This window comes from Sphingopyxis soli (genome assembly GCF_018682675.1).
In the GTDB taxonomy this organism is placed as follows: domain Bacteria; phylum Pseudomonadota; class Alphaproteobacteria; order Sphingomonadales; family Sphingomonadaceae; genus Sphingopyxis; species Sphingopyxis soli.
This window is the reverse complement of record NZ_JAFMTR010000074.1, coordinates 1-20,550: the sequence shown is the minus strand read 5'-3', so window position 1 is coordinate 20,550 and position 20,550 is coordinate 1. Positions and strand designations below refer to the sequence as shown.

Sequence of the window (20,550 nt, the reverse complement as noted above, 5' to 3'; positions counted from 1 at the left end):
AATATCGTTGATCCCAAGCTAAGGCGTCGGCGCGTCCGGCTCAAGGGCTGAACCCGGCAAATTCGCCTTGGTTACCGCCAAGCCGGGCTTGTGCGCGTCGAGCAGCACGTCATCGAGCACGATCAACCGCGGTGCGGCGGTGTAGAGCAGCGCCGCCTCGACCCGGCGCCCCGGAAAGATCACGCGCAGCGCGTCGCGATACGCCGCCATCTGGCGCAGATAGGCCGGCTGCACCGCCCCGGCGCTTTCGGGTACATGCCGCCCCGTCTTGTAATCGATCACCGTCACCGCATCGTCGGTGACGCGCAGCCGGTCGACGATCCCCGCGACCACCATCCCGTCCACCACCGCCGACAGCGGCGCCTCGGCCAGACTGCCGGGGCCGAAAAGCGCCGCGTGCGCGGGATCGTCGAGCACCGCGAGCACTTCGTCCACCAGCGCGAGCCGCGCGCCTTCATCCAGCCCCGGCGCCTGCAGGCCGAGCCAGCGCAGTGCCGCCTCGCGCCGCTTCTCCACGGCGACCGGCGGCAGCCGCTCGAACAATGCATGGAGCAGCAACCCGCGCTCGGCCGCGGCAACGCGCGCCGTCCCCTGCGGCGGCACGGCGACATCGTCCTCGCCGAGTGCCGACGGCGCGAGCGGGCGCGGCGGGCGCGCTTCCTCGGGGGCTTGCCGATGCGCCCATTCGGGAAGGACCAGCTTGGGCTCCGCGACCTTCGCCGCCTTTTCCTTCCGCGCCCATTTGCCTGCATTGGCGCGGTGGACGAGGCGCCGACCCCACAGCGGTCCCGCGTCCTCCCATTCGGCGCCCATATCCGGCAGCACCGATTCGACCGCCGCGTGCCAGCTGCCTTCGGGGATCGTCCGGTCGGCCTTCCTGGTCACGCCCGCGACGACCAGGATTTCCTCGGCGCGGGTCATGGCGACATAGAATAGCCGCCAATGCTCCTGAGTCGCGGCGTCGGCGGCGTCCTGATAGGCCTTCGCCAGCGCCCCATGCCGTTCGTCGGCGGGCAGCGCAAAGACCGGCAGCTTCTCCCACGCCGCAACATCGACGCTGAACGGGCGGTGCCCGATCCCGGGTTCCTCGGTCGCGTCGGCGAGGATCACGATCGGCGCCTGCAGGCCCTTCGACCCGTGAACCGTCATCACGCGCACGACGTCGCTGCGCGCCTCGGTCTGGCGCTTGATATCGGCCGCGCTCGCCGACACTTGCGTCAGGAAGCCGAGCAGCGACACCGTCTCGCGGCTCTCGAACGCCAGCGCCTGATTGAGCAGCTCGTCGATCGGATCGCGCGCCTCGCGCCCCAGTCGCGCGTAAAGCCTGCGCCGCCCATCGATCGGCCCCGACAGCACCGTCTCCAGAAAGCGGAACGGCGTCGTGAAATCGGCCATGCCGAGCAAATGCCGCAGCGCCGCCATAGCGACCGCCGGCACATCGCCCTCGGTCGCTCGCAGATGCTCCCAGATCGCTGCGCGCCCGCGCTTGTGCGTCCGCGCGTACAACTCGTCCTGCGTCCAGCCGATCAGCGGCGACACGAGCAGCGACGCCAGATTGAGGTCGTCGAGCGGCTGCACCGCAAAGCGCATCGCCGCGATGAGATCCTGCACCGCGAGCGGCTGCGTCAGCGCGAAGCGGTCGACGCCTGCGACGGGGACGTGCAGCGCCTGCAACCGCGCGACGATCCGCGCCGCCAGGTCGCGGCGGCGCCGCACGAGGATCATGATATCGCCCGGCGCGACCGGCCGCCCGTCCTTGCCGTTCGCGATCCAGTCCTGCACCTCGCCCGCGATCGCCTTCGCGAGCCGCATCGACGCGGGGTCGGAAGCGGGCGCGCTCGAATTCCCCTCGCCTTCGCCGCCATCTTCCTCGGCCGCTGCGTCGAGCGCCTTGCTCACCGGCAACGGCTGCCACAGCTCGACCTGCCCGGCGTGGCCCGAGCGGAAGGGACGATGCGGCGGCTCCTCGCCTTCAAGGCCCATGTCGGACGCACCACCGGCTTCGAGCCACGCGTCGACCACCTCCAGCACCGCCGGGGTCGAGCGATAGTTGGACACCAGATCAACGTTGCGGAAATCCTGCCCCGCGCGTTCGCCGAGGATATGGAACAGATCGCGCGCCGTCGCGAACGCCTTGGGCTCGGTGCCCTGAAAGCCGAAAATCGCCTGCTTGCGGTCGCCGACTGTGAACAGCGTGCGTACACGCTCGGCGTCTCCGGCGTTCACCGCGAAGAATTCCTCGGCCATCGACAGCACGATCCCCCACTGGCGCATGTTCGTGTCCTGCGCCTCGTCGACGAGGATATGATCGGTGCGCTGGTCGAGCTTGAAGCGCACCCATTCGCCGAAGCTGCTGACGCGGAGCAGCGATCCCGCAAGCGTGATCAGATCGTCGAAATCGGCGAGCCCCTGCTCGCGCTTGGCCAGCGCATAGGCTGCGGCAAAGCGGCTCCCGAGCTTCCACGCCGCCGCGAGATCGTCGGCGACGCGCATCGCGGTCGCGGTGCCGAGCAGACCCTGCGCCGCTTCGACGATCCGCACCGCGCTGCCGGCGCAGTCGGTCATCTTTCCCTTGTCGCCGGCGAAATCCGCGCGCAGCTCGCCTTTGCCGGTCAGGAACCGGCCGAGCAACTCGCCGAGCATCTTGGCGCGCTTCGCCGGATCGGCGATCAGCCAGCCGATCATCACATCGTTGCACGCGAGCCCGGTCTTGGTTCCCCAGTTCGCGCCGCTGGTCGCGACCGCCCTGATATCGCCCTCGTCGATCGCGCCCGCCGCGAGCTCGCCAGCGATCCACGCATCGGGATCGCCGCCCGGCAGCTCGAACGCCGCGCGCAGATCGTGCGCCGACGGCGGCAGCGGCGCATTGGGTCCGCCGAACACCGTCGCACAACTCGACAGGAAGGACAGCGCCGCATCCTGCCCCAGCCGCCGCGACAACATCGCCGCCGCCTCGCGCAGAACGTCGCGCTCGTCATCTGATTCGAGCAGATGGCTCAACACCGCCCGCTGCAACGCGCCCGCCTCGTCCTCCTCGATCGCCCGGAACCCCGGCAACAGCTTCGCCTCGAGCGGGAAGCTCGCGAGCAACGTCTGGCAGAAGGCGTGAATTGTCTGCACGCGGATCGCCCCGCCCGGACTGTCGATGACGGTCGCAAACAAGGATCGGGCGCGTTCCATCAGTCCCGGCCGGTCCCAATCCAGTCCCAGCGCTCGCAGGTCGAGCCGCAAATCGCCGTCGCTCATCCGCACCCACGCCGCGAGCCGTTCGTGGATGCGGTGCGCCATTTCGGCCGCGCCCGCCTTGGTGAAGGTGATGCAGAGGATCGCTTGCGGAGAAACGCCATCGAGCATCAGCCGCAGCACGCGCGCCGACAGCACCTGCGTCTTGCCCGTCCCCGCCGACGCGCCGAGCCAGACGTGGCTCTCGGGATCGGCGGCGGCGCCCTGCCGCGGGTCGAGCGTCGCAAGGCCGCCGGGCTTGCTCATGCGCCCTCCTCCCCGCGTCCGAACCATTCGTCGCGCCGCATGAGCTGGTCATACTCGCCATAGCCCGCCACCTCGCCGGGCCCGAAGGGCGCGTCGCCGGACAGGTAGATCGCGGCGAGGTCCGACAGCGCGTCGGCGGCATGGTCGATCGCCTGATCCGCGCTCTTGAGATCGCTGCGCGACCCATAAGTGTTCGAAATCTTCCCCACGCCGCCCGCGCGCCGGTCGGGTCGCAGGCTCCAATATTCAAGCGCCTCGACCGGCGCCGCGGCGATGTCCTTCATCCCGCCTTCGCGCGCGATCAGCCCGAGCAGGCCAAGCTGGTTGTCGAGCTTGTCGAACGCCGCCTTCGCGCTTGGAGCGCCGCCCGATTTATAATCGACGATCGCCAGCCGCCCCTCGGCATCGCGGTCGATCCGGTCGGCCTTGCCGTGCAGCGTCACGCCGTCGACGCTGATCTCACCCTTCACCTCGACGTCGAGCGGTTTGCGATCGTCGCGGTCCCAGACCTGCCCGGCCGCCCAGCGCAGCGCCGGCTCGATCCGCGGCAGCCAGAAGGCGCGCGCGATCGCATCGAGCGCAGCATCCGCCCGCAGCGCCGCCAGCTCGCGCTCGAAGCCCTCAGGGGTTGCGCCGCCACGCACCCAATCCTCGAACATTTTATGCACCCGCGTCCCGCGCCAGCGCGGATCGGGCGCGGCGCTGAGCGGATCGAGCGCCGACAGCCCGAGCATCTGGTTCGCATAATAAGCGAAGGGATCGCGCGCGAGCCGGTCGACCGCGGTGACGCTGATCTTGCGCGGGCGGTCCTCGACCGGCGGGCGCGGCGTCGGCCTGCCCACCGGCCGTGTCCCACCCGTCGGCAGATCGAGTTCGGCCGCGAGCCGCGTCAGCGCCACACCCCCGGGCGCGGGTTCGGGCAGATCGCCCGCCAGCGCCGCCAGCCGCAGCCAGAAGCGCGACGCGACCGCCGGATCGCCGCCGCTCCGCTGCGCGCGCGTGACCACGATCTCGCGCGCCGCCAGCGCGCTCGCAAAATCATGCGCCGCCATCCCCTGTTGCCGTTCGGGCGCGGGCAGCCCGATCAGGCGGCGAATGCCCGGCGCCAGCCATGGGTCGGGCTGCGCCGCGGCGGGCCAGCGTCCCTCGTCGAGCCCGCCGAGAATCATCAGATCGGCGCGCTGCAAGCGCGCTTCGAGCAGGCCCCAGATGAACAGGCGCGGATGCCCGCCATAGGGCGGCCGCACGCTCGCCTGGGCCAGCAATTGCCCCAGCATCTCGGGGAAGTCGGCGGGATCGACGAGCGCCGGACCGTCGCCGCGCGCGAGCGCCCATTGGTCGAACAGCTCGGCGAGCATCCTGCCCGCAGGTCCCGCCCACACAGCGTCGCCGGTCAGCCATTCGGCCGCCTTTTGCAGCGCCGCCAGCAAGACGGCGGGAGGCGCAGGCTCGGCAAAGGGTGCCAGCGCCGCCTCCAATGCATCCGAAACCTCTTCCCACCACGGCTGCAACTGCGACGCATGGCCATGCCCGCGCGCCTTCGGGTCGGCCTCGCGTTCGGCGATCCGCGCGCTGACCCCGCGCCAGCCCGGCAGCAGCCCCGGCTCGCGCAGCACCAGGTCGAGCCGCCGAAGCTGATCGAGCCACGCGGTGCGCCCCTCCCCCTTGCGCACCAGCGGGTGCCCCAGCAGCGACACCAAAGCGACCGGATCGAACGCCGACGCCAGCTTCGCCAGCAACAGCAGCAGCGCGCCCGGCGGCGTCCGCGACAGCGGCTGACCCGCGCTGTCGTCGACCGAGATACCCCAGCGCGCCAGCGCCGCCGCGACGCGTTCGGCGAGCGCGCGGTCAGGGGTCACCAGCGCCGCGGTGCGCCCGGGCGTCTCGACCGCCTCGCGCATTAAGAGTGCGATCCCCTGCGCCTCCTGCCCGTCGTCGGCGAACACGGCGCCCGAAATCCCTGCAGTCGCCGCCGACAGGTCGCCCGCCGCCTGCCATTGCGCGCTGTAATCGGCCGGCGCAAAAAGCAGCGAGACGAAGGGCGTGCGCGCTTCGGGTCCGTCGAACGCGGAGGTCGCGTCCCATTCAGCCACCTCGTCGCGCGACGCGTTCATCCGGTCGAGCAGCAGCTTCAGATGATATTGCGGATGCGTCTCGAGCGGCCGCGCCGGACCTTCGGGATCGGGCCGCACCGGGCCGAGCGCGTCCCATTCCGCGGCCGCCATCGTCTGGTCGAGGCCGGGCAGCACCACCATTCCGCGCTCCAGATCGGCCACGGTGCGCAGCAACCGCGCGATCGCGGGGGCGGCGGTCGTAATGCCCGCGGCGACAACGAACGGCGCGGGCGGCGCCGCGCGCCATCCCGCGGCCACGCGCCCCAGCAGCCGGTTGCGCCGTTCCGCGCGGTCGATGCTGCCGGTCTTCGCCAGCACCGCAGGCCAATGATCGACGAGCAGCCTCAGCCGCCCGAGCGACGCCTGCCAATGTTCGGCGAACGCCCCGAGGTCGAGATCGACGAGATCGCCGACGCGCACCTCCTCATAATGCAGCTGGTCGATCACCCGCGCCAGCCCGTCGGCGAGCTGGAACGCCGCCGCGCCGACGATCGACGGCTGGCCCGCGGGCGTGTATCGCTCGATCAGTCCGGCGAGCAGCAGGCGCCGCCGCAGCGCGTCGATCGCAGGGGGAATCGGGTCCTCGTCGATGGCGTCGAGCGCCAGCGCCACCGACTCGTCGAGGTCCGCATCGCCGATCACCGCCAGCCGCGGCATCAGCAACCCCGCCCCGCCCGCGCGCACCAACGCCGCCTGCACCGCGCTCCGCGCGCGGTTGCTGGGCAGCAGGATCAGCCCTTCGGCCAGCCCCAGCGCGCCGTCGGCGTATCGCGCGATGATTCCGGCGGCGAGCACGTCGGCGAAGGCCCGGTGGACCGGGATCGAGAAGAGGGTGGGCTTCGCGTCAGCCATCGGATTCACACATCGTCATTGCGAGCGCAGCGAAGCAATCCGGGGCGGTTTACGCAACTCTGGATTGCTTCGCCGCGCTCGCAATGACGAATTGAGACGATCAGACCTCGCCCAGCGCCGCTTCGGTCGGCGCAATCGCTGCCGGCGTTCCGACATCGAACCACTGCCCCATATGCGACAGCCCATAGAGCCGCCCCGCCGCGATCGCGCGGTCCCACAATATGTTGGTTGAAAACGGCCCCTCGGGCGCATCGACGAGCAGGCGCCGCGAGACGAGCTGGATACCGGTATAGACGAAGGGCGCGATCCGCCCCGGCTTTCGCCGCGACAGCTTCCCCGCAGGATCCATGTGGAAATCGCCCTTGCCGCCGTGTCCGGTCGCGCTCGCCTGCCGGATCACCAGCAGCAGCGCATCCATCTTCGCATCGTCCCAGTGGCGCGCAAGGTTGACAATGCTGTTCTGCGGGCCATCGGTCCAGATATTGTCGCTGTTGACGATCAGGATCGGGTCGCCGGTCAGCAGGGGCAAGGCCTTCATCATCCCGCCGCCGGTTTCGAGCAATTGCTTCCTCTCGTCCGACACCGCGATCGTGAAGCTGCGCTTTTGCGCTGCAAGATGCGCTTCCAGCGCGTCGGCCAGATAATGGACGTTGACTACGACATGGCCGATCCCCGCCGCTTCGATCCGGTCGAGGCTGTGGTCGATCAGCGCCTTGCCCGCGACGCGCACCAGCGGTTTCGGCCGTGTCGCGGTCAGCGGGCGCATCCGCTTGCCGATCCCTGCCGCCATCACCATCGCGCTTTCGATCTTCGCCGTCACGGCCAGGCCTCCGCCCGCTTCGAGGCGGGGACATTGGCGTCGAACCATTGCCGGACGGGGGCAAGCGCAGGGTGCGCGAGATCGCGTTCGAGCAGCCCCCACATCCGCGGCTGGAACTGGCGGTATCCGGGCTTGCCGTCGCGCTTCCACAGCCGGACGAAGACCCCCAGGATGCGCGTGTTGCGCTGCGCCGCCAGCGCCCAATAGGCATTGCGGAACGCCTCGCCCTGCCCGGTCGCGGCGACATAGCGATCGAGCATCGCCGTCTCGACCGCAGGCGTCACGTCGCGCCGCGCATCCTCGAGTACCGAGGCGAGGTCATAGGCGGGGTGCCCGACGAGCGCATCCTGGAAATCGAGCAGGCCGTAATGCGCGACGCCCTCCTGCCCCGCGACCAGCATGATATTCTCGGCATGAAAATCGCGCAGCACCGTAACGCGTGGCAAGCCGTCGCATTCGACCGGCGCCAGCGCCGCCTCCCACGCGGCGCGGAATCCGTCGCGGTCAACGTCGAGGTCCAGCGCGGGGCAGTACCAGTCAATGAACAGCCCGACTTCATCGAGCCATTGCGCGAGCCCGTGTGCCGGCAGGCCTTCCATCGCCGGCCGCGCGTGGAGGTGGACGAGCAGGTCGGTGACGCCCGCATAATAGTCCGCCTCCTTGTGCATCGCCTCGTCGATGGTCTCGCGCAGCCGCACGTCGCCGAAATCCTCGATCAGCAGCAGCCCCTGTTCCAGATCGCGCGCCAGGATCGTCGGCGCGTTGAGCCCCATTTCGCATAGATATTCGGCGACCGCGATAAACGGCCGCGGGTCTTCGTGCGGCGGCGGCGCGTCCATCAGCACCGCGCGCCGGTCGCCATCACGCACGCGGAAATAGCGGCGGAAGGATGCGTCGCCCGCAAGCGGCAATATCTGGGCGTCGCCCCAGCCATGCGCGGCGAGGAACGCCGGGGCGTGGGCGGGCGGAATCATCGGAGCGGCCATCGCGTTTCCCAAGCCGCAGGCACCTCGGCTGTCAAGACGCGCGCATCGCCCGCCCCCGAAATCCGCAGCGCCAACGCCTCGGGCCAGCCCTGCGTGCCCAGCCGCTCCGGCCATTCGATCAGCAGCGCGCCGTCATGCAGATAATCGTCGAGGCCGAGTTCGATCAGTTCATCCTCTTCCTCGATCCGGTACAGGTCGACATGCGCGACGGGCAGATCGACCTCGGGCGGGGCATAGGGCTGAACGATCGCGAAGGTCGGGCTTGGCGCCTCACCCGCCAGCCCCTGCGCCTTCAGCATCGCGCGCGCCAGCGTCGTCTTGCCCGCGCCGAGGTCGCCCGACAGCAGCACGACATCGCCCGGCCGCAGCGCCGCACCGATGGCGCTGCCGATGCGGGCGGCGTCGGCGAGCGTATAATCGGCGCGAAATCTCACCCGCCGCGCGGCAGGCTGACGCGCACCAGCGTCCCCTGCCCCTTCTCGCTCAGCACCTCCATCGTTCCGCCGTGCGCGGCGACGAGCTGGCGCGCGAGCGCGAGGCCGATACCCCCGCTTTGCGTCCCCGCCTGCGTGCCCCTGGTGATCGCGGCGACCGCATCGGGCATCCCGGGGCCGTTGTCGGAGACGACGACCTCGATCCCCTTGTCGTCGCCATCGGCGTGCAGCAGCACGCGGCCGCCGTTGCGCCGCGCCGGCGCGGTGAACCGGATCGCATTGTCGAGCAGCCCCGCCACCAGCCGTGCGAGGCGGGGGGCGTCGCCCTCGATCGTGCCGAGCGTGGTCGACAGTTGCCCGGCCAGTTCGATCTTCTCGGCGGCGGCAAAGGGTTTCGCTTCGGCCAGCGCCTTGTCGAGCAGCGCACGGACATCGACCGGCGCGCGCTCGACGGCCAGCGTTCCTGCCTCGCCCTGCGCAAGGTCGAGGACGTTGTCGATCTGGCGCCCGAGCACCGCCACCGAATCCATGATCGCGTCGATATAGGCCTTTGCGGCGACGGGCAGTTCGCCGGCATAGCCCGACTGCAGCATCTCGCCGAACCCGCCGATCGAGGTGAGCGGCGTGCGCAGTTCATAGCTCATCCGCGACAGGAAGGCGGTCTTGACCTTGTCCGCCGCCTCCAGCGCCTCGTTCCGCTCGCGCAGCGCGCCTTCCATCTTCCGGCTGGCGGTGATGTCGAGCATGATCAGCAGCGCGTTGCCGTCGGGCAGCGGAATCGACGCGAAATCGAAATGGCGTCCGTCGGCGAAGCGTATCTCGCCGACACGCTGCGTCCGTTCGAGCGTCGCGGCGCGGATCACCTCCTGCATCACGCTGATCTGGCTCGGCTTCGCCAGCCGGTCGGCGAGCCCGCCCATGAGCGTATCGACGCGCGGATGCCCCGCCAGGATATGCTCGTCGATGTTCCACAGGCGGCGGAAGCGCTGGTTCCACAGGTGCAGCCGTCCGTCGGGCGCGAACACCGCTATCGCCTCGAACAGATTGTCGAAGGTCGCGGTGCGGACGCGGAGCAGCGTGTCGCGCGCCCCGGCCAGCTGGACCTGCTCGGTGCGGTCCTCGGCGATCAGCAGCAGGCCGCCGTCCGGGGTCGGCTGCGCGACGACGTGCAGGTGCGTCCCGTCGCGCAGCAACCAGTCCTCCTCGCTCGCATCGGGCTTCGCGAACCAGTCGACATGCGCCTGCCGCCATTCGGGATAGTCGCGCACCTCGGGCGTGCGCCCGCCCTCGCGCCACAGGTCGAGCGAGCGCGCGAAGCTGCGTCCCTCCGACACATCCTCGGCCGACAGCGCGAACAGCCGCCGGAACGGCTGGTTCGCGAACACCAGCCCCTGGTCGGGACCGAATTGGGCGACAGCCGCCGACAGCCGGTCGAGCAACTCGCGCTGGGTCCGCACGAAGCGGCGGTGTGCGCCGCGCTCGCTCTCGAGCTCCTGGATGTCGATCGCGTAGCCCGCGATACCGAACACGCGCCCGCCCTCGGCGGCGAGCGGAACGTCGACGACGCGCATGATCCGCCGCTCGCCCTCGATCGTCACCGGCACGGTGCGCTGCTGCGCCGCGCCCGCGGTGCGCGCGGCTTCGGCGGCGTCGGTCGCGCTGATCCCCGCGACGGGTTCGCACAGCTCGACTCCCTCCTCGATCACCGTCGCCGCGCTCGTCGCCTCCACCGCGCGAACATAGGCGGCGTTGACGAGCGCGAGCCGCATGTCGGCCTCGCGGAACCACATCGGGAAGGGCGCGGCCTCGATCAGACCCGACAAGGCCTCGAATGCCGCCATCGCCTCGTCGCGTTCGCGCCGCGCCTGCGCCAGCGCATGCTGCCCTTCGGTGGCGTCGCTGAGCCACAGCAGGACGCTGCCCGCGCCGCCGACCGCCTGCGGGGCGGCCGCGCCATGGACGATGATCGTCCGCGCGCTGCCGAGCGGCTTCAGGCTCAGCGTGAACGGCTTGGCCCCGCGCTGTGCGCCAAGGATCGCCTGCCGCAATTGTTCGTGCCCGGCATGGTCGAGCCCGGCGTCGATCCCGCGCAGTTCATCGAAGTTGCGCGGCCCCTGCGCCAGCCCCAGCCAGCGCGACAGCCGCTCGGCCGCCTCGATCCGCCAGTCGGGCCGGACGATCACGGGAAGCTGCGGCGACGCCTCGACCAGGCTCGCAAGCCGGTCGGTCTGCCCCGCGATGAAGGCCGACCGCCGCTGCATCGCAACCCCGCGCCCGATCGCCCACAGCCCGGCGAGCAGCCAGAGCGCGGCGAACAGCCCGATGGCAAAGAGCGCGCCGGGACTCAGCTGCATGGTCTGAAAGGGGAAGGATCGCCAGACACCATTCATCCGCCCCTATCGATTGCGCGGGCGCTGTTCAATCGTCAGGCGTATCGGGATTTATGACATCGCGACCGGGAGCCTCGCCGCGTCGGTGGAAGGAAACACGGCGGCGGACGAAAAAGAGGGGCGATATGGGCGCTTCCCCGCGGGGAGGAAGCGCCCACCGCCCCCTTCGGATCAGAATTTGACCTTGCCGGCCACCCGGAAATAGCGGCCGAGAATGCCCGAATAATAGGTGATGGTGCCGCCCGCGGCAGGCGCCGGAAAGGGCGGCGCCTTGTCGAAGACGTTGTCGACGATGACGCGCATCTCGAAATTCTTCGCGACGTCGAACCCGAGCGATGCGTTGAACAGCCACCAGTCGCCGACGCCGTTATACTCATAGGCATTGGGCGCCGCATCCGCGTCCCAGACGCTCTTGCCGAAATATTGCGTCTGCCACAGGAAGTTCACCGGGCCGTGGTCGATGTTGATATTGGCCGTGAACGAATGCTTGGGATCGCCGATCTCGCCCCGACCCGTGTCGATGTCGCCCGAACCGACGCGCGTTTCGAGCTTGTTGAGGTAGAGATAGTTCAGCGACAGCCCCAAGGTCGTGTCGGGCGCCACTTCGCGGCGATAGGCGATTTCGGCGGTCAGCCCCTCGAATTTCAGCGACGCGGCGTTGGCGTAGCCGGTGCGCACGAACGTTACCTGCCCCGCGGGATCGCGATCGATCGCGTTGCAGATAGCCGGCGGGAAATTCGCCGAGTCATAACAAGCCTCGAGCGTCTGCTCGGTATTGAGCGTGACGATCGCCTTCTTCAGCTTGATATTGACCCAATCGACCGCGACGGTCAGCCCCGGCACGAAGCGCGGGCGGATGACCGTGCCCACCGTCCAGCTGTTCGCCTTTTCATTCTGCAAGTCGGTATTGCCCGACACCGAGATCGGCGATGTGAAATCGACGATGTTCGATGTGAAATTGTCGGGGTCGGTGATGCCCGCCGCGATACAGTTCGCCCGGCGTTGCGACGGGTTCGGCCCCGAATCGACAAAGCGCGCGTCGCACGGATCGTTCGCGGTATCGAACGCCTGCGAGGTCGGGTTGAAGATTTCGGTGATCGCGGGCGCGCGCACCGAACGGGTGAAATTGCCGCGGATCGTGAAACCCTCGACCGGCGTCAGACGCCCGCCCGCCGTCCATGTCCAGTCGCCACCGGCGATCGAATGGTCGATGTAGCGCGCGGCGCCATCGAACTCGAGCGAGTGGATGAAGCTGTTCATGTCGGGCGAAATGATCGGGATCAACAACTCGCCGAAGAATTCGTCCGTGTTGAACTTGCCCTTCACGGGGTCGATCGGGATCGATCGGCCGAACTGGGTGCGCCCGCCGTTGCCGTCATCCTCGCCGAAATAGAAGGTGCCGGGGTCGAACGAGGTTTTCTCGCGGCGGTGCTCATAGCCCAGCGACAGCACGACATCGCCCCCCGGCAGGCGGAAGAGCGGGCCGTTGACGTTCGCGTTGAGCACGAGCTGCGAATTGTTCGCCGTGGGGTCGGCGATCGTCGTGACATAATCGAGCGCTTCCTGGCTGAAGCGGCCGACCCCGAACAGGTTCAGCGGCGCGCACGTCGAACTGAGTGTCGCGATATTGGCGTTGGTATAGCCCGGACGGCAGATGATGTTGCCGTTCGCCGCGCCGCCGTTGAACACCCCCTGATCGACCGCATCGAGCGCATTCAGGAAATTCTGCTGCACGATCACCCGTTCGCGCCCGCGCGTTTCCGAATGACCGTAGTTTGCCGACACTTCCCAATTATAGGTCCGGTCACCGGCCCCGAATTCGCCCTGGAAGCCGGTGACGAAGCGATAGACCTCGACTGTCGTCGATGCGCGGCCGCTGGCCAGATCTGTGTTCGCGCGGGTCATCAGGAACTGCGTATCGCCCGGGGCGAGATTCGCCGCGATGATCGCGCGGTCGGCAGGGTCGAGATAGGGGTTGTCGAGGTTGAAGATCAAATTGCCGTCGGGATCGCCGGCATTGCCGAACAGCGCGGTGTTATACACCGGCTGGTCGCGCAGGTTCGTCCCCTTGCTGTGCGCGTACCAGCCTTCGCCGAACCAGCGGATATTGTCGTTGATCTCGAAATTGGCGAGGACGTTGCCCAGATAGCGCTCGGTGTTCGTCGCCAGGTTGCCGAAGTCGGCCAGCGGGAAACCGTTCCCCCCTACGCTTTCGATCAGGCTGCCCGTCCGGGTCCCGAAATCGAGCGGGACGAGGCGGCCCGACTCGTTGAAGGTCAGCACATTGCCCTGCTGGTCGAAGATGCCCGCGAATTCGGGAATGCTGTCGCCCGCCAGCGGCACGCCGCTGCTGGTGAAGATATTATAGCGCTGGCCATAATAGAGCTGCTGCTGGAACGGCGCGCTCGGATCGGCGGCGGTCGTAAAGAACGGCCCGCGCGCGCTCGTCAGGAAGCGGCTCTCGGTCGTGAGGCCGGTCGCGCGATTCCATTCGCCGCTGACGGTGATGTTGCCGCGCCCGTCGGCGAAGTTCATGCCCCACAGGCCGTTGATGCGATATTCGGGCGCGTCGCCGCGCTGCGAGATCCCCGTCTGCGCCTTCAACTCGAGCCCTTCGAAATCCTTCTTCAGGATGATGTTGACGGTGCCCGCGATGGCGTCGGAGCCATAGATCGGCGCGCCGCCGACCGCGACGGTCTCGATCCGCTCGACCAGCGTCTCGGGAATGACGTTGAGGTCGACCTGGCTGCCCGCCGCGACGGGGCCGAAGATCGACGAGGTGTTCGACGACACGAACCGCCGCCCGTTGACCAGCGTCAGCGTGCGCTGGCTGCCCAGCGAGAAGAAATCGGCAAAGGTCTGGCCCGCCCCGAAGGAGCCCGCCTGCGCGCCGACATTGCTGTTCCCGGGAACGCCGAAGGCCGGCAACTCGGACAGCGCCTGCCCGATGTTGGTATAGCCGCGCTTGTCGATCTGTTCGGCGGTGGTGACCAGCGCGGGCTGGATCGTGTCGAAACCGGCGCGCGGAATGCGCGAGCCGGTGACGATGATCTCGTCGCCGGACCCCTCGTCCGCCGGCGCCGCCGTATCGCTGCTCTGGGTGTCGGCTGCCGTGTCCTGGGCGCAGGCCGGAACGGTAGAGGCAAAAAATGCGAGGGCCGAAATACTCGTGTAAAAGCCAGCCCGCATGTCGCGCGAGGTGATCATCCCCGGAACTCCTTCCTGGTCGTCATGCCCCCCGGCTAGCTCCAGATCAGGATCAAATGATCGACATGTCAACGCGATAACGCGAAAGGGCCACCCGCGCCCCGATTTTCGGGGAGCGATGTGGCCCAAACGCAACAAATTGTGAACGTCCGGTAAGGACTATGAACGATCAGTAACGATAATGGTCGGGCTTGAACGGGCCATCGACCGGCACGCCGATATAGTCGGCCTGCTTTTGCGTCAGCTTCGACAGGTGAACGCCCAGCTTTTCGAGGTGCAGCGCCGCGACCTTTTCGTCGAGATGCTTGGGCAGGACATAGACGTCGTTCTTATACTGCTCGCTGCGCGTCCACAGCTCGATCTGCGCGAGCGTCTGGTTGGTGAAGCTCGCCGACATTACGAACGAGGGATGCCCCGTCGCGTTGCCGAGGTTCACGAGGCGGCCCTTCGACAGGATGATGATCTGCTTGCCGTCGGGGAATTCGACCAGGTCGACCTGCGGCTTGACTTCGGTCCACTTGTAATTGGCGAGCGCCGCAATCTGGATCTCGCTGTCGAAGTGGCCGATGTTGCAGACGATCGCCATATTCTTCATCGCCGCCATATGCTCGGCGGTGATCACGTCGGCGTTGCCCGTCGCGGTGACGAAGATGTCCGAACGCTTCACGGCTTCGTCCATCGACACGACCTCGAACCCTTCCATCGCCGCCTGCAGCGCGCAGATCGGGTCGATTTCGGTGACCAGCACGCGTGCGCCGCCGTTGCGCAGCGACTGGGCCGAGCCCTTGCCGACGTCGCCGAAGCCGGCGACGGTCGCGACCTTGCCCGCCAGCATCACGTCGGTGCCGCGGCGGATCGCGTCGACGAGCGATTCCTTACAGCCATAGAGGTTGTCGAACTTCGACTTGGTGACGCTGTCGTTGACGTTGATCGCGGGGAAGGGCAGTTCGCCCTTCTTGGCGATGTGATAGAGGCGGTGGACGCCGGTGGTCGTTTCTTCCGACACGCCCTTGATCGCCTTGACCGTCTTGGTGAGGTAGCCGGGGTTGGCGGCAACGAACGCCTTCAAGGCGCGCTGCATTTCGATTTCTTCCTCATTCTCGGGGGCCGGCATCGTCTCGCCGGCTTCGAGCTTCGCGCCCCACAGCGCGAACATCGTGGCGTCGCCGCCGTCGTCGAGGATCAGGTTGGCGGTCGTGCCATCCTCGACGCCCCAGTCGAAGATGCGGCCGACATAGTCCCAATAATCGGCCAGGCTCTCGCCCTTCACCGCGAACACCGGCACGCCCGACGCGGCGATTGCGGCGGCGGCATGGTCCTGGGTCGAGAAGATGTTGCACGTCGCCCAGCGCACTTCGGCGCCGAGCGCGGTCAGCGTCTCGATCAGCACCGCGGTCTGGATCGTCATGTGCAGCGAGCCCGTGATGCGCGCGCCCTTCAGCGGCTGCGCCGCGCCATATTCGGCGCGCAGCGCCATCAGGCCCGGCATTTCGGTTTCGGCGATGTTGATTTCCTTGCGCCCGAAATCGGCAAGACCGATGTCGGCAACGACGTAATCGCGGGTGTCGGCGGCGAGAGTGGCCACGGGGAGTCTCCATTTGGCAAGTTCGACCGCAGGCGAGCGGTCACGTAATTTTCGTGCGCGCCCTAGCCGAAAGCGCGCCTGCGATCAAATATAAAGTTTTCTTTATATGTTTGCAACCGACGGTGCGGGAGCGAGCTTGCGCGATGGGGTGCGCCGCGCGCGTTGCGCACGAGTCGGCGCCCCGAAACACGAGGCAGCCGAAAATAAATTTCTCGCGCGCAGAAATGTGACAGCCGGGGCCCCCACCGTGTGACAGCGCGCCGCGAACGCCAAGATATTGAAAATTGCGATTTATAATGCGCCTTGGCGTTTAGCCTAATTCCTCTTTGTTACATCACTGTTACACAGGGTCCGAAATATTGACTTTTCTCGGCGCGAGCGAGAGAATCGGCTAAAGTTTTCGGGGAGATACAGACAATGAAAAAAATTCTGCTGCCGCTCGTCGCACTCGCTTTCGCGACCCCTGCCGCAGCGCAATCGATCGTCGTTACCGGCTCGGACGAGGAGGGTCTCGCGCCGCTTTCGGTTGCTTATGAAGAGCTGAAAGCCGGCCAGAATGCGCTCGCGGTCGACAAGCTGACGCACAGCGACATCGACGCGCGGGATCCCTCGCGGCTGATCAACCTCGGCACCGCCTATGCCCGCCTCGGCAAGACCGCCGATGCGCAGACCGCCTACAAGGCCGCCATCACCAGCGATATCCGCTACGACGTCGAGCTCGCGAACGGCAGCTATATGGATTCGCGCTGGGCGGCGCGCACCGCGCTCGCCAACCTCAACCAGGGCAAGCCGCTCCTCGCCCTCGCACGCTGAGGATTATGCCTCGCCGCCTTCGGTGGTGAGCAGGCGGGCATCCACTCCCGCTTCGGCAAACGCCGCCTGCCAGCGCCTGGCGGGCGGCGTTTCGAAGATCAGCGCGTCGCTGCCCGGCGTCACATGCCAGCCGTGGCGAACCATCTCGCCCTCGAGCTGTCCCGGCGACCAGCCCGCATAGCCCAGGGCGACCATCCATCGTTTCGGCCCGCGCCCCTGGCCGATCGCGCGCAATATGTCGTGCGAGCTCGACACCATCCAGCGGTCCGCGACCTGCACCGCCCCCTCGCCGCCCCAGTCGCGGCTGTGGATCACGAACCCGCGCGAGGTTTCGACCGGTCCGCCGAGATAGACCGGCTGGTCGAGCGGATCGTCATGGTCGATCTCGAGCTGGTCGAGCACCGCGCCGACGGTCATGCCGTCGATCGGGTCGGCGATCCCGATCCCCATCGCGCCTTCCGCATCATGGCTGATCATCGCAATCACCGCATGTTCGAAGCGGGGGTCGCCGATCCCGGGCAGCGCGAGCAGCAACTGGCCGGTGAAGAAGGTCGGTGCATTCTCCATCGCGATACCATGCCCCGCCATCGCGGCGGGGTCCAGCGCCTTTCCGTGAATTGTCCGAACCGGACGCGCTTGACTCCGGGCGACGCCGAGCCAATGTCGCGTCCGACACGATCCCCTCCAACGAAAGGATGCCCCCGATGACAATCCAGCCCGGCGACAAGCTGCCCGACGCGACCTTCGTGAAGGTTACCGAGAACGGCCCCGAACAGGTGACCACCGCCGATTATTTCAAGGGCCGCAAGGTCGCGCTCTTCTCGGTCCCCGGCGCCTTCACCCCGACCTGCTCGGCCAAGCACCTGCCGGGCTTCGTCGACAAGGCCGACGAGCTCAAAGCCAAGGGCGTCGACGAAATCGTCTGCACCGCGGTCAACGATGCCTTCGTGATGGGGGCGTGGAGCAAGAGCGCCGGCGCGGGCGAGAGCGTGACGATGCTTGCCGATGGCAACGGCGCCTTCGCCGATGCGGTCGGTCTCACCATGGACGGCACCGCCTTCGGCATGGGCAAGCGCGGCCAGCGCTTCTCGATGATCGTCAACGACGGCGTCGTCGAACAGCTCAACGTCGAAGCGCCCGGCGAATTCAAGGTGTCGAGCGCCGATCACATGCTCGAGCAGCTGTAAGGAATTGGGAGGGGCGGCGCAGCACTGCGCCACCCTCCCGTTCATCGTCACCCCGGACTTGATCCGGGGTCCATTCCTGCCAGCGTCGAGATGATGGATCCCGGATCAAGTCCGGGATGACGAAGGAAGGGGGCAGGGCCGGCCCTCTTCCCTTTTGACACAATTTCGTGCAACAGCGTCGCGATGACATCAGACGCATCGAACCATCAGAACATCACCGATCCCGCCGCCCTTGTCGAAGGGATCGTCGCCGAGCTGCAGGACCGCTTCCGCACCTCGGTTTCCAATCTCAAATCTGCCATCACCGCCTATGTCCGCGACCGCACGCTGCCGCCGGCCGACGCCGCCGCGACCGGGCTGTTCGACTATCCGGCGATACGCCTGACCACGACGGGCGAACAGCGCGAGGGGCAAAAGGGCCATAACCTCGCCTTCGGCCAGTTCGAGCGCGCGGGCACCTTCGTCACCACCGTGACGCGCCCCGATCTCTTCGCCGATTATCTCCGCGACCAGCTCACCCTGCTCGCACGCCATTACGACGTCACGCTCGAGGTGACGCGGACCGGGCAGCAGATCCCCTTCCCCTATGTCCTCGACGCCAGCGACGGGTCGGACATGGGCGGTGTCACCCCGCTCGAACTCGCGCGGCACTTCCCGACCACCGAGCTGGCCGACATCGGCGACGAACTCGCCGACGGGCTGTTCGGGCAGGACCCCGCCGCCGATCAGCCGCTCGCGTTGTTCGACGCGCTGCGCACCGACTTCAGCCTCGCGCGCCTCCGCCACTACACCGGCACCGCGCCCGAGCATTTCCAGCGCTATATCCTCTTCACCAACTACCACCGCTATGTCGACGAATTCGTCGCCTGGGCGGGGGCGCAGGTCGGGCAGGGCCGCTATACCGCGCTCGCGGGCGCGGCCGGCCTCTACGTCGACCAGCCCGGCGTCAACGCGAGCGCGCTGGTCGCCGACAGCGCGTGGCGGCGGCACCAGATGCCGGCCTACCACCTCATCGCGCCCGACGGCGGCGGCATCACGCTCGTCAACATCGGCGTCGGGCCGTCGAACGCGAAGACGATCTGCGACCATCTCGCGGTCCTCCGCCCCGAAGCGTGGCTGATGATCGGCCACTGCGGCGGCCTTCGCCCCAGCCAGCGCATCGGCGACTATGTCCTCGCCCACGCCTACCTCCGCGACGACCATATCCTCGACAGCGTCCTGCCCCCCGAAATCCCGATCCCGCCGATCGCCGAAGTGCAGCAGGCGCTGGCCAGCGCGGCGGAGAGCGTGTCGGGCACCAGCGGCGCCGACCTCAAGAAACGGATGCGCACCGGCACCGTCGTCACCACCGACGACCGCAACTGGGAGCTGCGCTACACCGACAGCGCGCTCCGCTTCTCGCAGTCGCGCGCGATCGGCATCGACATGGAAAGCGCCACGATCGCTGCGCAAGGTTACCGCTTCCGCGTCCCCTATGGCACCCTGCTCTGCGTCAGCGACAAGCCGCTCCACGGCGAGCTCAAGCTGCCCGGACAGGCGAACCGCTTCTACGAAGAAGCGATCGCCGCGCACCTCCAGATCGGCATCCGCGCGTGCGAGACGATGCGCGACGAGGGAGCCAAGCTCCACAGCCGCAAGCTCCGCGCCTTCAACGAGCCGCCATTCCGTTGACGCTGTCGCGCTCCATCGCGGGACGCGTCGCCATCGTCACGGGCGCGGCGAGCGGTATGGGCCGGGCGACGGCGCTGCTCCTCGCCAGCGAAGGCGCGAAGGTCGCAGTCACCGACCTCGATCTCGCCGCCTGCGAAGCCGTTGCCGCCGAAGCCGGACCGAACGCCAAGGCTTTCGCGCTCGACGTCGCCGACGGCGAAGCGATCAAGGCGACCGTCGCTGCCATCGCCGCGCATTTCGGCGGCATCGACATATTGATCAACAACGCCGGCGTCTCCAGCTTCGCCCCGCTCGACGCGGAGGATGACTATGAGGCGATCTGGCACCGCGCGCTCGCGGTGATGCTGACCGCGCACCAGCGCATGGTCCGCGCCGCGCTGCCGCACCTGCGCCAAAGCGACGCCGCGCGTATCGTCAACATCGCCTCTACCGAGGGTCTCGGCGCGACGCCGGGCGATACGCCTTATGTCGCGGCCAAATCGGGCGTCGTCGGTCTCACCCGCGGCCTCGCGGTCGACCTCGGCAGGGACGGCATCACGGTCAACTGCATCTGCCCCGGCCCGATCCGCACCGGCATGACCGACAAGGTGCCCGAGGAGGACAAGGCGGTCTTCGCCAAGCGCCGCACCGCGCTCCGCCGCTATGGCGAGCCCGAGGAGGTCGCGCATATGACGCTCAGCCTCGTGCTGCCCGCGGCGAGCTATATCACCGGCGCGGTGATCCCGGTCGACGGCGGGCTGATGGCGCGGAATGCTTGAGGCGGCCTAGCTTCCAAAGTTCAGGAAAGTTCAGCCTTATGCGACCGGCGATTTGGACCAGGAGGGCTGCCGAACGCATCTCGGATGCCGGGCTGTGTTTATCCACCAGACGAAACAGCCGGATGAAGGCTGACACAGCGCGATAATGTAGGAAAGGCCTATGTGAGGGCGGTGTCTGCTTTGGGGTGGGGAGCGGACGCCCCAAGCTCGTCATGCTGGCTGCGGCGATGGCCTCGCTGTTTCA

Annotated in this window: 13 protein-coding genes; 4 read left to right on the top strand and 9 right to left on the bottom strand. The window is 67.8% G+C overall.

Features of this window, described 5'->3' with window-relative positions:
* Positions 1–18: 18 nt before the first annotated feature.
* From addA to ahcY, 8 genes are all read right to left on the bottom strand, one after another.
* Complete coding sequence (addA, locus tag J1N50_RS12065; protein ID WP_215353751.1) at positions 19–3,489, bottom strand: double-strand break repair helicase AddA; 3,471 nt, start codon at positions 3,487–3,489, stop codon at positions 19–21.
* Complete coding sequence (gene addB / locus J1N50_RS12060) at positions 3,486–6,455, bottom strand: double-strand break repair protein AddB (protein ID WP_215353749.1); 2,970 nt, start codon at positions 6,453–6,455, stop codon at positions 3,486–3,488. The genes addA and addB overlap by 4 nt, the downstream gene beginning before the upstream one ends.
* A gap of 100 nt (positions 6,456–6,555) precedes the next feature.
* Entirely contained in the window at positions 6,556–7,275 is a 720-nt protein-coding gene (locus J1N50_RS12055; RefSeq protein ID WP_215353747.1) for a nucleotidyltransferase family protein, read from the bottom strand.
* Entirely contained in the window at positions 7,272–8,249 is a 978-nt protein-coding gene (locus J1N50_RS12050) for an aminoglycoside phosphotransferase family protein (RefSeq protein ID WP_215353745.1), read from the bottom strand. Before J1N50_RS12050 ends, J1N50_RS12055 begins: the two co-directional genes overlap by 4 nt.
* On the bottom strand, positions 8,246–8,695 hold the full coding sequence (gene tsaE, locus J1N50_RS12045; protein ID WP_215353736.1) for a tRNA (adenosine(37)-N6)-threonylcarbamoyltransferase complex ATPase subunit type 1 TsaE: 450 nt from the start codon (positions 8,693–8,695) through the stop codon (positions 8,246–8,248). Before tsaE ends, J1N50_RS12050 begins: the two co-directional genes overlap by 4 nt.
* The gene (locus J1N50_RS12040; protein ID WP_215353734.1) at positions 8,692–11,049 is read right to left on the bottom strand and encodes a PAS domain-containing sensor histidine kinase; all 2,358 of its coding nucleotides are present in this window, start codon (positions 11,047–11,049) and stop codon (positions 8,692–8,694) included. The genes tsaE and J1N50_RS12040 overlap by 4 nt, the downstream gene beginning before the upstream one ends.
* 207 nt (positions 11,050–11,256) lie before the next feature.
* Positions 11,257–14,292: a TonB-dependent receptor plug domain-containing protein gene (locus J1N50_RS12035; RefSeq protein WP_215353732.1), complete on the bottom strand. Its 3,036-nt coding sequence runs from the start codon at positions 14,290–14,292 to the stop codon at positions 11,257–11,259.
* 169 nt (positions 14,293–14,461) lie between these two features.
* On the bottom strand, positions 14,462–15,877 hold the full coding sequence (gene ahcY / locus J1N50_RS12030) for an adenosylhomocysteinase (RefSeq protein WP_215353730.1): 1,416 nt from the start codon (positions 15,875–15,877) through the stop codon (positions 14,462–14,464).
* A gap of 417 nt (positions 15,878–16,294) precedes the next feature.
* Between ahcY and J1N50_RS12025 the strand changes: the two genes are divergently transcribed.
* Positions 16,295–16,690 carry a hypothetical protein gene (locus tag J1N50_RS12025; RefSeq protein WP_215353728.1) on the top strand — a complete coding sequence of 132 codons (396 nt, stop codon included), beginning with the start codon at positions 16,295–16,297 and terminating at the stop codon, positions 16,688–16,690.
* Positions 16,691–16,693: 3 nt separating this feature from the next.
* Here J1N50_RS12025 and J1N50_RS12020 read toward each other — a convergent pair whose 3' ends face one another.
* Positions 16,694–17,278, bottom strand: coding sequence for a YqgE/AlgH family protein (locus J1N50_RS12020; RefSeq protein ID WP_425516940.1), 585 nt, complete (start codon positions 17,276–17,278; stop codon positions 16,694–16,696).
* Between the two features lie 116 nt (positions 17,279–17,394).
* Between J1N50_RS12020 and J1N50_RS12015 the strand changes: the two genes are divergently transcribed.
* The 3 genes from J1N50_RS12015 (at position 17,395) to J1N50_RS12005 (ending at position 20,306) form a co-directional block, all read left to right on the top strand.
* Positions 17,395–17,877 (top strand): peroxiredoxin, encoded by a 483-nt coding sequence (locus tag J1N50_RS12015; protein ID WP_215353726.1) that lies wholly within the window; start codon positions 17,395–17,397, stop codon positions 17,875–17,877.
* A gap of 183 nt (positions 17,878–18,060) precedes the next feature.
* On the top strand, positions 18,061–19,548 hold the full coding sequence (locus tag J1N50_RS12010; RefSeq protein WP_215353724.1) for an AMP nucleosidase: 1,488 nt from the start codon (positions 18,061–18,063) through the stop codon (positions 19,546–19,548).
* Complete coding sequence (locus J1N50_RS12005; protein WP_246553439.1) at positions 19,545–20,306, top strand: SDR family NAD(P)-dependent oxidoreductase; 762 nt, start codon at positions 19,545–19,547, stop codon at positions 20,304–20,306. The genes J1N50_RS12010 and J1N50_RS12005 overlap by 4 nt, the downstream gene beginning before the upstream one ends.
* Positions 20,307–20,550: the final 244 nt, after the last annotated feature.

Bases quoted from the DNA above. Each gene is read 5' to 3' on its own strand.
- J1N50_RS12040 (WP_215353734.1), bottom strand. From the start codon at position 11,049: ATGCAGCTGAGTCCCGGCGCGCTCTTTGCCATCGGGCTGTTCGCCGCG.
- J1N50_RS12025 (WP_215353728.1), top strand. From the start codon at position 16,295: ATGAAAAAAATTCTGCTGCCGCTCGTCGCACTCGCTTTCGCGACCCCT.
- addB (WP_215353749.1), bottom strand. From the start codon at position 6,455: ATGGCTGACGCGAAGCCCACCCTCTTCTCGATCCCGGTCCACCGGGCC.
- J1N50_RS12010 (WP_215353724.1), top strand. From the start codon at position 18,061: ATGACATCAGACGCATCGAACCATCAGAACATCACCGATCCCGCCGCC.
- addA (WP_215353751.1), bottom strand. From the start codon at position 3,489: ATGAGCAAGCCCGGCGGCCTTGCGACGCTCGACCCGCGGCAGGGCGCC.
- J1N50_RS12050 (WP_215353745.1), bottom strand. From the start codon at position 8,249: ATGATTCCGCCCGCCCACGCCCCGGCGTTCCTCGCCGCGCATGGCTGG.
- J1N50_RS12035 (WP_215353732.1), bottom strand. From the start codon at position 14,292: ATGATCACCTCGCGCGACATGCGGGCTGGCTTTTACACGAGTATTTCG.
- J1N50_RS12020 (WP_425516940.1), bottom strand. From the start codon at position 17,278: ATGGCGGGGCATGGTATCGCGATGGAGAATGCACCGACCTTCTTCACC.
- J1N50_RS12015 (WP_215353726.1), top strand. From the start codon at position 17,395: ATGACAATCCAGCCCGGCGACAAGCTGCCCGACGCGACCTTCGTGAAG.